This is a genomic window from Paracoccus aerodenitrificans (genome assembly GCF_027913215.1).
Taxonomy (GTDB): Bacteria; Pseudomonadota; Alphaproteobacteria; order Rhodobacterales; family Rhodobacteraceae; genus Paracoccus; species Paracoccus aerodenitrificans.
On the sequence record NZ_CP115780.1, the window covers coordinates 24,463 to 36,525 of the forward strand.

Sequence of the window (12,063 nt, forward strand, 5' to 3'; positions counted from 1 at the left end):
TCCAAAGGAAAATCCCCATGACCAAGCCCAAACCGGCAAACCCGGCTCTCTCGATCTCCCACCCTGATCTCGCCTCTGCCCTCGCGCAGATCGGCGCGGAGGTCGACAACCAGCCCCTGCGCAGTTCAGCGATCGCGCGTATCATGCGCGAGACGTTCCATGGCAACGATGCCGGCGGTGCCTGGGACTGGCGCATGGCATATGACCTGACGCAGGCCGCGGCTGTGCAGGTGCTGCTGCGTGGGGAAGGTGCTTCAGGTGACGTCGCCGCTGCAAGGCTGCTTGCCTCGCGGCTCCTGACGGAAACCCGCCGCTCCGAGCAGCAGATCCGGCTGCAGCAGTTTTCCACGCCGCTGCCATTTGCGGCGCTGGTCTTGCGGGCCGCGGCGATCCGCAAGGGCGAGACCGTTCTGGAGCCCTCGGCGGGCACCGGTGCACTGGCCGCTTTCGCCGCCCGGGCTGGTGCCACGCTTTTGCTCAACGAGATCGACCCCTTTCGCCAGCGCCTCCTGCGCGCGGTTTTCGGCGGCGAGGTGACGGGCCATGACGGCGAGCATATCGACGATCTGCTGCAGTCGCCGGTTCTACCCGACGTCGTGGTGATGAACCCGCCCTTCGCCTCCTCGGTCGATCGGTCCCGGGACAAACACATCGCCGCCAAACATCTCATCGCGGCTGCAAAGCGTCTGGCACCCGGCGGGCGGCTGGTGGCGATCATGCCGCCGGGATTCACGCCCGAACGCGATGCCGCGCATTGGTCACGCGCCTGCGGTCTACTGACGCCGCGCTTGGCGTTGACGATGCCGGGGCAGGTCTACCGCAAACTCGGCACCTCTGTCGAAACCCAGCTTATGGTCTTCGACAAGGTGCAGGAGGACGGCGAGATGATCCGCGTCCCTGTGCGGGATCTGGATGAAGCCTTGGCATATGTCGATGCCGTGGCCGCAACCCGGCCCGAGATGCGCCCCGCCCAACGGGCTGAAGCGACCCCTCATGCTCGGCCGACCGTTCCAGCATCTGCCCCGCGCAAGACCGCTGCTTCGCCTGTTGCCGCCTCCAAACGCCGGGCCAATGCCGTCCGTCCGCTCAGCTTTACAAGCTTTGAGACCCCTCGCGACAACACGCCCATCTCGGACATTTATGCGCGCTACCGTCCGCAGCGGATCGAGATCGCGGGTGCGCAAGAACATCCCACGCCGCTCGTCGAGAGCATCGCCATGGCCTCGGTTGCCCCGCCCATGCCCTCAAACACGGGCAGTGATGACTTGGGCCTGCCCGCCCGGTTGATCGAGGAGGGACATCTCTCCGAGGCGCAGCTGGAAACCATCATCATGGCGCATGATGCCCATGGGCGCGACCTGCCCGGTCGGTTTACCATCGATGACGACCAGACCAAGCTGACGCGCGCCGATGATGACCCGGATGCACGTGCCTATCGCCTTGGCTATTTCCTCGGCGACGGCACCGGTTGCGGCAAGGGGCGCGAATGCGCGGGCCTCATCCTTGTCAACTGGCTGGCCGGGCGCAGAAAAGCGATCTGGGTCTCCAAATCCGCCACGCTTATCGAGGACGCCATCCGCGACTGGACCGATCTTGGCGGCTCGCCCGCCGACATCCAGCCGCTCTCCAAGTGGAAACCGGACCAGCCCGTCCCGATGGGCGACGGTATCCTCTTCGTCACCTACGCCACGCTGCGGTCCGCGGGCAAATGCGGTACCACGCGACTGAGCCAGGTTCTCGACTGGATGGGTGAAGACTTCGAAGGCGTACTGGCCTTTGATGAAGCCCATGCCATGCAGAACGCGGCCGGGTCGGAGCAGGGCAGGGGGGTCAAACCCTCCCAGCAGGGCCTTGCTGGCCTGCGGCTGCAACTGGCAGCACCCCGCGCTCGCGTCTTCTACATCTCGGCCACGGGTGCCACGAGCGTGCACAACCTCGCCTATGCCGCGCGGCTGGGGCTCTGGGGGCAGGGCCCCGAATATCCCTTCCCGAGCTGCGAGAGCTTTGTGTCGGCGATGGAAGCCGGCGGCGTTGCCGCCATGGAGGTGGTTGCGCGCGATCTCAAGACGCTCGGACTTTACACAGCGCGTGCCCTCAGCTTCGACGGTGTTGAATACGATGTGCTGGAACACGCGCTGACCCCGGCCCAGATCGAGGTCTATGACGCCTACGCTGGAGCGTTTCGCACCATCCACCATAATCTCGAGGCGGCTCTGACGGCGACCGGTGTCAGCAATGCCTCGGGCGAGACCAATGCCTCGGCCGCACGCGCCTCTGCCAAATCTCGCTTCGAGAGCACGAAACAGCGCTTCTTCAACCATCTCCTGATGGGCATGAAGGCTCCAAGTATCATCCACGCCATCAAGGAAGATTTGGCGGCAGGCAATGCTTGCGTCATCCAGGTTGTCTCGACAGGCGAGAGCCTGCTGAAGCGTCGGCTTGAGGCGATGGACCCGGAGGATGAACTCGTCGAAGGTGCCTTGACGCCGCGCGATTATGTTCTGGGATACCTCGAACAGGCCTTCCCGATCCACGCGCAAAAGCTCGTGGAGATTGACGGCAACATGGTCGCGGAACCCTTGCGGGATGAGGCCGGCGCGCTGGTCGTCTCGCGCGAAGCGCTCGCTTTACGTGACGCGGCCATGATGGAGTTGATGACGCTGGCGCCGATCCCCTCGGCGCTCGATCAGATCCTCTGGGCCTTTGGCGACGAGGCCGTCGCTGAAGTCACGGGTCGGTCCATCCGGCCCCTCAAGGCCGAGGATGGTCATCTCTTCATCGAGAAGCGTAGCGCCAGCAGCAATTCATCCGAGACTCAAGCCTTCATGGACGGCGAAAAGGATATCCTGATCTTCTCCGATGCAGGCGGCACTGGCCGTTCCTATCATGCGGCACAAACGGCGAAGAACCAGAAACGGCGGCGGCACTACCTGCTGGAGCCCGGCTGGCGCGCGGATGCAGCCATCCAGGGGCTCGGCCGCACGCATCGCTCGGCCCAGGTCAGCGCACCGTTCTTTCGGGTCTGCACCTCCGATGTGCATGGCGAGAAACGTTTCACCTCGACGATCGCCAAACGCCTCGACCAGCTGGGGGCCCTGACCAAGGGCCAGCGCGAGACCGGCTCGCAAGGCATGTTCCGCGAGGAGGACAATCTCGAAAGCCCGATCGCGCGAGCGGCGCTGCGTGGGTATTTCGCCGATCTTGCCGCCGGGCGCGCCGAGGCGATGAGCTACGAGAGCTTCACCGACTGGACGGCCCTGCGGCTGATCGACAAGGACGGGGTGCTGCTCGAAGAGCTTCCCCCGATCCAGCGGTTTCTCAACCGGGTGCTTGCCCTTCCCATCCACATGCAGAACGCGCTCTTTGCCGAGTTCATGCGCCGGATTGCCGATCAGTCTGAGCGGGCGCGCGCGGCGGGCACGCTCGATCTCGGCGTGGAAACCCTACGTGGCGAAAAGATCGAGCAGGTCTCCACCGAGGATCTCTGGACCTGCCCGAAATCCGGCGCCGTGACGCGGATTATCGGACTTGAGGTGACGGACCCAGTGTATGTCCTGGTCGCCGAAGAGGCCATATCGCGCAATCCCGACAAGCTGCCGATGGTGAATCGCGCCTCCGGTCGCGCGGCGCTCATCTCGGCGCGGCCCATGCAGATGTATGACGAGGACATTGTCACGCTGATGCGCAAGGCGGTGCGGCCAAACGGGTCGAGCTATCTCGAAGAGGCACGGTTTGAGTCCTCGGCTTGGGAAGAGATCGACAGGCCCGAATTTGCGCAGATTTGGGAGGCCGAGGCTGCGTCCCTGCCAAAAACCACCACGACCAAGCTCTACCTGCTGACCGGGCTGCTGCTGCCGATCTGGAAGGACATTCCGACCACCAATGAGCGGATCTACCGTGTCACGCCAGACGGGGCGACGGCCATGATCGGGCGGACGCTGAGTGAGGAAGGGGCGGCCTCGCTGCGCGCCCGCTTCCTCGTCTCCAATCCGCAAACGCCACAGGAGATGTTGACCGCCGCCCTCGGCACCACCGCACCTGTCGATCTGGGCCGGGGTCTGACCCTGACCCGTCGCCGGGTCGCAGGCGAGATGCGCCTTGAGTTGGGCGGTGCGGATCGGGGCATGATCGATGGCCTCAAGGCGCTCGGCTGCTTCACCGAGATCATCGCCTTCCAGTTGCGTGTGTTCCTGCCGCATGGGGACGGGATCGACACGGGAAGCATTCTGGCCCGGATCGTGGGCCAGCGAGCCGCTAGAGCGGCAGAACAAGCCGCCTGAAAAGTCAAAGCGAGCTTCCGGTCGGGCGGCGTGGATCGGGACTTGGCCGATCTGCGCTTTCCGGGCGCGCGCTGACCAATGTCAGGCCCGGCCCCCCCAAATTCAGATAAGAGGACAGACCCATGACCAATCCCCAAATCGACTATGCCGCAATGGCGGCTCAGTGGCGTGCAGAGCGCGAAACCACCTTGAAGGCATCCAGAGTGGAGCTGCTCGCGCAACTACGTGCGCTTGGCATCAGCGAGGTCACTGCCCAATACGAAGGCTATGGCGACTCCGGCAATGTCGAGGACGTGACGGTGCAGCCTGCAGAGGTCCAACTGCCGGAGGCGCTTGCCACAGAGGTTGGCGACTTCGCCTGGTTGCTCGCCTATCACCATCACCCGGGGTTCGAGAACAACGAGGGTGGCTACGGCACGCTGACCTGGGACTTGCGCAACGACAGTATCACCTTGGATCACGCGGACGCTCAAGTCGAATATTCGCATAGCTATGACGAGGGGCTGTGAGATGGCGCATCCGCTTCACCATGCCGAAAGCTCGGCCCGGAAATTCGGCGGGGTGCCGTCTGACTATCAGGCTGTGCACGATTGGTTTGACGCCTCGAAAGAGCACCTCGCGCTCTTCACGCACCGAGCTATGCGCCATCATGCCCAAGGCCTGTTCGAGGCCGAACGTGTCTTCGGCTTGACCCTGACCAACAGTGCAGGTCGGGACATTCCCGTGCGCTGGATCGGCGAGCAGCATGTCCGCGAAGACTGTCAGGGCCGGATCCCGAGCATGGCGGACTGGCTGCGACGGATCCAGCCCGAGCCATGGATGGCCAATGGCCACATCGACCGGTATTCCGGCTCCGAGCCCTGCGGCGACCCAAGGTTCGCTTGGGCCTCCGAGGTCGCCGCCGGAAGAACGGTTCTTGGCCTGAAGGATTGGATGGCGGCGCGCGCGACGCAAGCCACGCAAGGTGCCTGACAGCTCTCGGCCGTTTGCCAAACAAATGCTGCATAGAAGCCCGGTCGGACGATCGGGCTTCTTGCGTCGTTTCCCCACCATTCTTCTTGAGGAGGACCCCATGACACTCGATGAAATCAAGGCCGCCGTCGATGCCGGCCAGACCGTGCACTGGGCCAATACCGGCTACGTTGTCCACAAGTACCGGCTCGGTCAGTACCTCATCACCTATGTGCCGAACGGCAGCACCATCGGCCTGACCGACCGGGAAGGGCACTGGTTGAACGGCAAAGAGGCGGAGTTCTTCATCGCGCGATCGGGGGACGGCGCGGAAAATCCGGGCAGCCAAACAAGACCAGACGGGCAGGGGAGGGGCGTAGCACCCGGAGGTGTGGGTGCATTCCCACTCGGACGGCAGATCTGACCCGTGGGTGGGGCTGAAAGGAAAGCAGGCTTTCTGATTTGTGATCCCTCAAGGGGTCGAGAAAGCAATCCCGGATGCGTTGGCAAGAACGTCAGGCACCGGCCAATCCAAAAGGAACCATCCCATGTTCGCAGGAACCCTCACCCGCAATGTCGAGACCGCAGCCGCCGAGTACACCGGCATGATCCACTCGACGCGCTTTGACATCGCCATCCAGTTGGAGGCGCGGGCCAAGATGTCCGAACGCAGCCCGGATTTTGACGTGACGGCAGTCAACAAAACAGGCCGCAAGGTGCGCATCGGCACGGCCTGGAACGAGACCGGCAATACCAGCGGCAACCCCTACATCTCGATGCAGATCGATGTCGGCTTGGGTCCGTTCCGGGTCAACGCGGTCCAGACGAAAGAAGCGCGCGCGGCCCAGAGTGGCGAATTCGAGATCATCCCGCTGGTCTCGAACGGCCTGATGAAATCCGGCTCGATCTCGGGCGAGCTCACCGCCATGGACGCTGACAACGCCTTCACGGGCTACATCGCCAACATGATGTTCGATCTGGAGTTCATGCTGATCGAGAACAGCTACAAATCCGAGGAGACCCACCCAGATTACCGGATCGAGGTCAGCTCGCCCCGGGGTAAACCAATCCGCGTCGGCTCGGCGTGGATGGCCAAAAGCAGCCGCACGGGCAATGACTACCTGTCGCTGCTGATCAACACGCCTGATGGCGACTTGCGCGTCAACGCCGTGCAGAACGAAGAACAGCGCGGCGGGCAGACCTTCTCGATCATCCCGTTCATCGACAGCGGTGAGCAGCCGCAGGACGCGGGCGCGGGGCTCTCCTTGGTCGCCTAATCGGCGCGCGAGGGGAGACGATCTGAATCGAAAGGGGAGCCGTGGGATCACGGTTCCCCTTTTTCCATGTCCGTTTGCGTAAAGGACGTCACCCGCTTGCGATCTGGTGTAAATGCGATACAATAATATATTAACGCAATATCGAGGGCGAGCGCGTGGCGGCTAGATCAGGGACGGTTCCATGGTTCGAGAGCTTTGATGTTGAGGCAGAGGTTGCAGAACTCCTTGCTCATATCGAGCGCTGCACTGGATTTTCGCTACCCGCCCGAAAGCGTGAAGTCATCATGACCCATGCAAGGGCGAAGCTCGACAGGACAAGGCAGGCATATCAGGAGGCCAAGCCGGTGGGAAAGTCGGTGTCCACCTCGCGGCGTGCGTATCTGACCGACCTGCAGGACACGATCTTCATGGCGATCCCGGAAGAGAACCTCGCGCTGATGCCGCTAAGCCAACAGGTCCTGAACGACCCTTCATTTTACGCGGACGCCATGCATAGCGCCGCCGCGATCAGCGAGGATGAGCTCTTCATGGCGTTGTCCTCATCGCTGAACGATATGACGGTCCAAGACGCTCGGGCGTTTGTCTCGAAGCTGTGGCACAGCACGATCGATGACAATGCCCGCAAATACGCCGAAGCCCTGAAGCGCCCCGAGCGTGAAATCATGCCGCTGCGGCCTGGGAACACCGTGTAAGATCGGGGCCATTCTCTTGGCTTGAGCCCTACCGAGGTTGGCCGCCGCGAACCCCCTTTCCCGGAGGTGGCACCCTGTGCAGCGCGCGAAAGCCGTTGAAGGCGCTGTGGGGACGACTACTGTCGCCAACATGATGAACCGGGATCACATGCGCGTCTTCTTCCGGCGCACCGCGGCGCTTGCCGCTTTTGTCGCGCTGCTCTGGGCGATCCAAGTCGTCAATTGGATCACCGGCTACGGCCTGAACCCGGCCTTCGGCCTGATCCCCAGGCACGGCAGCGGGTTGGATGGTGTCATCGCTATGCCCCTCCTGCATGGGAGCTTCTCGCACCTGATGGCCAATACGCCGCCTCTCCTGGTGATGGGTGGGCTGCTGGTTGCCACGACCACGCGAGCCTTGCTGCCGGTGAACGCAGTGGTGATCGGCCTCGGCGGCGGACTCGTCTGGCTGTTCGGAAGCTCCGCCATCCATATCGGTGCGTCAGGGTTGGTCTTCGGCTGGTTTGGCTTCCTCGTCGCGCGCGGCTTCGTGGATCGCTCCCCGATCACGCTGGGCGCGGCACTACTGGTCGGTGTCCTCTATAGCTCCATTCTCTGGGGCGTTCTTCCGGGCCAACCCGGCGTCTCGTGGGAGGCGCATCTCTTCGGCGCCATCGCGGGCGCTGTCGCTGCATCCCTTGTCCGGACGCATGTCCATGTGCCGCGCCTCGGCGGTGTCGATTTGGACTGAAGCAGTACACCCTACGTTGTCGGCCCAAGGACGAAGCCGCTCGCGCGGCAATGGCGCCCGTGACGGGCGCTCGGGGCTGATCGCCACCCTGTGCATTTGGGAATGCGGGCACCTGCCTGACGATTGAGGCCTCTCAATCGACAGACAGGAGGTTCCCATGACCGAGGAGAGGATTTCGCCGCTACGGGCGCGGATGATCGAAGACATGCGCATCCGGGGGATGGGCGAGAAGGCACAGAAGTCCCACATCAGGGCAATCAAGGATTTCGCCCAATTCCTTGGGCATTCACCTGATACCGCCACCCCGGAGGAGTTGCGCGCCTACCAGCTGCACATGACCGACACCGGGGTCACGGCCAGCACGTTCAACGTGAGGATCGTGGCGCTGCGGTTCTTCTTCGGCATGACCTGCGGGCGCGAGGACATGAAGCGCTACATGCAGTTCCGCACCCAGCCGCGGAAGTTGCCTGTGGTGTTCAGCGTCGAGGAGGTTTCGGACATCCTGATGGCGGCACCCGGGCCGGGCCTGAAGTATCGGGCCGCGCTCAGCATCTCCTATGGTGCGGGGCTGCGCGCCGCCGAGGTCTGCAATCTCAAGATCGGCGACATCGACAGCGACCGCATGCTGATCCATGTCGAGCAAGGTAAAGGACGGAAGGACCGCAAGGTCATGCTCTCTCCGGGCCTGCTGAACCTGCTTCGTGACTGGTGGCGCGAAGCGCGTCCCGAGGGCTGGCTGTTCCCGGGCAAGCCGAAGATCAATCCGATCTCGCCTCGGCAGCTGAACCGGGCTTTCACCTCGGCCAAGCACATGGCCGGGATCAGCAAGCCGGCGACACTGCACACGCTCAGGCACAGCTTTGCGACGCACCTGCTCGAGGCCAACACGGATGTGCGGGTGATCCAGGTCCTCCTCGGCCATGCCAAGCTCACCACGACGGCGCAATACACCCATGTCGCGACCAAGACGATCCGTGACACGGTCAGCCCCTACGAGATGCTGGCCAAGCTGCAGGATCAGACGGTGAAGCGAAGTCTGGAGTGACGGGGCGCCGGGGTGCCCCGGCCAACGCTGGAGATCGCTGACATCTTTCGCGCTCATGGTCCCGCGTGGCGGCAGGCCAATGCGGGGCATGTCAGCCTGACCCAGCTGAAGGTGATGTCGGCGATTGAAGCCTGCCGGACCGAAGCGCTCGGCGGGCATGTCGCGGGCTGTGCCAAGTGTGGCCACCACCACATCGCCTACAACTCCTGCAAGAACCGCCACTGCCCGAAGTGCCAGGGACCGGCGGCACGCGACTGGATGGAAGCCCGCGCCGAGGACCTTCTGCCTGTGGAGTATTTCCACGTCGTCTTCACCCTGCCAGCCGAGATCGCGCAGATCGCCTTCTGGAACAAGAAGGCCGTCTACGGCCTGCTGTTCCGCGCGTCCGCGGAAACGGTCATGACCATCGCCGCCGATCCCAAGCGCCTCGGCGCCCGGATCGGCATGACCAGCGTGCTGCACACATGGGGATCGGCCCTGACGCATCACCCCCACATCCACATGATCGTGCCGGGCGGAGGCCTGTCGCTGGATGGCACCCGATGGGTCGCCTGCAAGCGGGGGTTCTTCCTGCATGTTCGCGTGCTGTCCCGCCTGTTCCGGCGGCTTTTCCTCGACGGCCTGCTGGCCCTGCATCGGGCCGGAGAGCTGGCTTTCTACGGCGGTCTCGAAGGATTGGCGCAAGCAGATGCCTTTGCCGCTTGGCTCAAACCGTTCCGCAGATCCGAATGGATCGTCTACGCCAAACCGCCCTTCGGCGGCCCCGAGGCGGTGCTGGCCTACCTGAGCCGCTACACCCACCGCGTCGCGATCTCGAACCATCGCCTGATCAGCGCAGACGCCGAGACGGTGGCGTTTCGATGGAAGGACTACCGCATCAAGTCCGGTAACAGGCAGAAGGTCATGCGCCTCTCGACATCGGAGTTCATCCGCCGGTTCCTGATGCATGTCCTCCCCGACGGCTTCCACCGCATCCGGCACTACGGCCTGCTGGCCAGCGCGAGCCGGAAGGTCAACATCGACCGGATCCGAACCCTGCTTGGCCAGACCATGCCGGTCCGGGATGCTCTGCCCGCCGCCGAGGCAGCGCCGCTCACCCTGCGCGAGCCGTGCCCTTGCTGCGGCGGCCCGATGCGCATCATCGAAATTTTCCGCCGCGGCCAGAAACCGATGTCGCGCGCCCCACCTCGGGAGCAGGCCGCATGACGAAACGCCCGTCACTGTCACGAACACCACTCCGGATCTTGCAGTCGGCCCGGCCCGGCTCAGCTTTGCACTACGCGGCGCCGCACCGACGAGCCGCCGACGGAATGCGCCATCCGAGACCGAACAGCATCATCTGGGCGGATCAGGGCGCCATTGGGAACGGTCTACAGCCTTCGAACCGCACACCACGCTGCACCGGCGCTGGAAACCTCAGCGCACTTTCCCCATAGACAGCACCTGGCCACCGCGGCTTCCACCTTGGGAGGATTTCCAACGCGGGCCGACGAAGCACCGCCAGGAAATGTTGCGCCACGGCCCGCGTCGAAAATCCTTCACCTGAGCAGTCGTTGGCCTATCTCGCAGCGAAGGTCGGCTCCGAGCCGATTCTGTGGAAAAACGCGTTGCCATCGGGGGCCTTTTGGACCGTTTCCTTCGGGTGCAAGCCTTTCTGGTGTCAGGCTTTTCGCGGATGCTGCGGTGCAGGAAAGATCTTGGCGAGTTTGCGGAGGTTCTGGGCGGTGGCGGCAAGGAGGAATTCGTCGTTCGCGCCGCAAGGTCCCCTTAGCCGCAGGCGCCCCAGCCCGAGGATGCGTTTCAGATGAGCAAACAGCATCTCGACCTTCTTGCGGAGCTTCATCGAGATTTCGTATTGGCGGGTCTTGGCGATGTCCCGGGCGATCTGGCGCGCATCTTCGTGTTCCTCGCGGGTGATTGATCTGGCATCGGCGTTCGGGCAGCACTTCTGTTTCGATGGGCAGGGCTGGCAGGTCAGTTTCAGTGCGCGGTATTTGGCGGTTCCCTTGCCAGTCGGGCCGCGGTTCGGGTCCGAATAGTTGCGGCGGAACTGTTTGAGCCTGTGACCTTCCGGGCAGATGTATTGATCGTTCTCTGCATCCCATTCGAAGTCTGCCCGGGTCCAGGTGCCGTCATTGCGCCCGGACTTGTCGAAGACAGGGATATGCGGGGCAATGCCCCTGTCGACCAGCCAGCCCAACATCGGTCCGGTGCCGTAGGCGGTATCCGCGATCAGGCGTTCAGGATGCAGGTCGAACTTGTCTTTCACCCTCTTCAGCATGGTTTTGGTTGATCCGACCTCGGCCTGCCGGATGGATCGTGTCGCCTCGACATCGACAATCACGCCATGATCCGTGTCGATCAGGTAATTGTCGGAATAGCTGAAGAATGCCGGACCTTTGCGCGCCGCCGTCCATTGGCTGGCCGGGTCGGAATGTGAGGTGAATTTCGGATGGACCTCGCTGGCGGCGCCAAATGCGGCCTTGTCCAACGTGTCAAGGTATTCGCGCACGGCGCGGGGCGCATCCGAGGGGTCTATCAGCGTTGCATCCCAATCTTCCTTCGCTGTCGAGTTCTGCTTATTGGCATCCGCCTCGATCAGGCTGGCATCCACCGCCAGCCGCTGCCCGCTGACCAGCCCCTCCTCGATGCAGCGCGTGACGGTCATCTCGAACAGATGCCTCAGCAACTCGCTGTCGCGGAACCGCCCGTGCCGGTTCTTCGAAAACGTCGAATGATCCGGAACCCGGTCGCTGAGATCCAGGCGGCAGAACCAGCGATAGGCCAGATTCAGATGCACCTCTTCGCAAAGGCGCCGCTCCGAACGAATGCCGAAGCAATAGCCAACCAGCAGCATCCGGATCAGCAACTCGGGATCGACAGACGGCCGGCCGGTGTGGCTGTAGAAATCCGAAAGATGCGCACGGATGCTGCTGAGATCGACAAACCGATCAATGGACCGAAGAAGATGCTCCTGAGGAACATGATCCTCCAGTGAGAACTCGTAAAACAGCGCCGGCTGCGCCTCCTGCCGCGGTCCCATCATCGCCAATCCTCCCACCCATTGCAGGAATTGAATCAGCCAGAT

10 protein-coding genes are annotated in these 12,063 nt (G+C 63.2%); 9 read left to right on the forward strand and 1 reads right to left on the reverse strand.

Annotated features, from left to right (window positions below; all coding sequences use genetic code 11):
• Positions 1 to 17: 17 nt before the first annotated feature.
• The 9 genes from PAE61_RS00140 (at position 18) to PAE61_RS00180 (ending at position 10,181) form a co-directional block, all read left to right on the forward strand.
• A complete protein-coding gene (locus PAE61_RS00140) occupies positions 18 to 4,280 on the forward strand; it encodes a strawberry notch-like NTP hydrolase domain-containing protein (RefSeq protein ID WP_271112106.1) in 4,263 nt (1,420 codons plus the stop codon).
• A 122-nt stretch (positions 4,281 to 4,402) separates the two neighbouring features.
• Positions 4,403 to 4,789, forward strand: a complete 387-nt coding sequence (locus PAE61_RS00145; RefSeq protein ID WP_173508454.1) for a DUF6878 family protein — start codon at positions 4,403 to 4,405, stop codon at positions 4,787 to 4,789.
• 1 nt (position 4,790) lies between these two features.
• On the forward strand, positions 4,791 to 5,252 hold the full coding sequence (locus PAE61_RS00150) for a DUF6915 family protein (protein ID WP_271109831.1): 462 nt from the start codon (positions 4,791 to 4,793) through the stop codon (positions 5,250 to 5,252).
• A 100-nt stretch (positions 5,253 to 5,352) separates the two neighbouring features.
• Entirely contained in the window at positions 5,353 to 5,655 is a 303-nt protein-coding gene (locus PAE61_RS00155; protein WP_271109832.1) for a hypothetical protein, read from the forward strand.
• Between the two features lie 124 nt (positions 5,656 to 5,779).
• Positions 5,780 to 6,508 carry a DUF736 family protein gene (locus tag PAE61_RS00160; RefSeq protein WP_271109833.1) on the forward strand — a complete coding sequence of 243 codons (729 nt, stop codon included), beginning with the start codon at positions 5,780 to 5,782 and terminating at the stop codon, positions 6,506 to 6,508.
• Between the two features lie 284 nt (positions 6,509 to 6,792).
• Positions 6,793 to 7,200, forward strand: coding sequence for a hypothetical protein (locus tag PAE61_RS00165; protein ID WP_071675266.1), 408 nt, complete (start codon positions 6,793 to 6,795; stop codon positions 7,198 to 7,200).
• A gap of 148 nt (positions 7,201 to 7,348) precedes the next feature.
• On the forward strand, positions 7,349 to 7,930 hold the full coding sequence (locus PAE61_RS00170; RefSeq protein ID WP_434803064.1) for a rhomboid family intramembrane serine protease: 582 nt from the start codon (positions 7,349 to 7,351) through the stop codon (positions 7,928 to 7,930).
• A 157-nt stretch (positions 7,931 to 8,087) separates the two neighbouring features.
• Positions 8,088 to 8,975 (forward strand): tyrosine-type recombinase/integrase, encoded by an 888-nt coding sequence (locus tag PAE61_RS00175; protein ID WP_043870817.1) that lies wholly within the window; start codon positions 8,088 to 8,090, stop codon positions 8,973 to 8,975.
• Between the two features lie 12 nt (positions 8,976 to 8,987).
• Entirely contained in the window at positions 8,988 to 10,181 is a 1,194-nt protein-coding gene (locus PAE61_RS00180) for an IS91 family transposase (RefSeq protein WP_043870818.1), read from the forward strand.
• Between the two features lie 454 nt (positions 10,182 to 10,635).
• On the opposite strand, the gene PAE61_RS00185 is transcribed toward PAE61_RS00180, so the two are convergent.
• Entirely contained in the window at positions 10,636 to 12,021 is a 1,386-nt protein-coding gene (locus tag PAE61_RS00185; protein WP_271112107.1) for an IS1182 family transposase, read from the reverse strand.
• Positions 12,022 to 12,063 lie beyond the last annotated feature (42 nt).

Coding starts and splice junctions, on each gene's coding strand:
- PAE61_RS00140 (WP_271112106.1), top strand. CDS start 18: ATGACCAAGCCCAAACCGGCAAACCCGGCTCTCTCGATCTCCCACCCT.
- PAE61_RS00145 (WP_173508454.1), top strand. CDS start 4,403: ATGACCAATCCCCAAATCGACTATGCCGCAATGGCGGCTCAGTGGCGT.
- PAE61_RS00150 (WP_271109831.1), top strand. CDS start 4,791: ATGGCGCATCCGCTTCACCATGCCGAAAGCTCGGCCCGGAAATTCGGC.
- PAE61_RS00155 (WP_271109832.1), top strand. CDS start 5,353: ATGACACTCGATGAAATCAAGGCCGCCGTCGATGCCGGCCAGACCGTG.
- PAE61_RS00160 (WP_271109833.1), top strand. CDS start 5,780: ATGTTCGCAGGAACCCTCACCCGCAATGTCGAGACCGCAGCCGCCGAG.
- PAE61_RS00165 (WP_071675266.1), top strand. CDS start 6,793: ATGACCCATGCAAGGGCGAAGCTCGACAGGACAAGGCAGGCATATCAG.
- PAE61_RS00170 (WP_434803064.1), top strand. CDS start 7,349: ATGCGCGTCTTCTTCCGGCGCACCGCGGCGCTTGCCGCTTTTGTCGCG.
- PAE61_RS00175 (WP_043870817.1), top strand. CDS start 8,088: ATGACCGAGGAGAGGATTTCGCCGCTACGGGCGCGGATGATCGAAGAC.
- PAE61_RS00185 (WP_271112107.1), bottom strand. CDS start 12,021: ATGATGGGACCGCGGCAGGAGGCGCAGCCGGCGCTGTTTTACGAGTTC.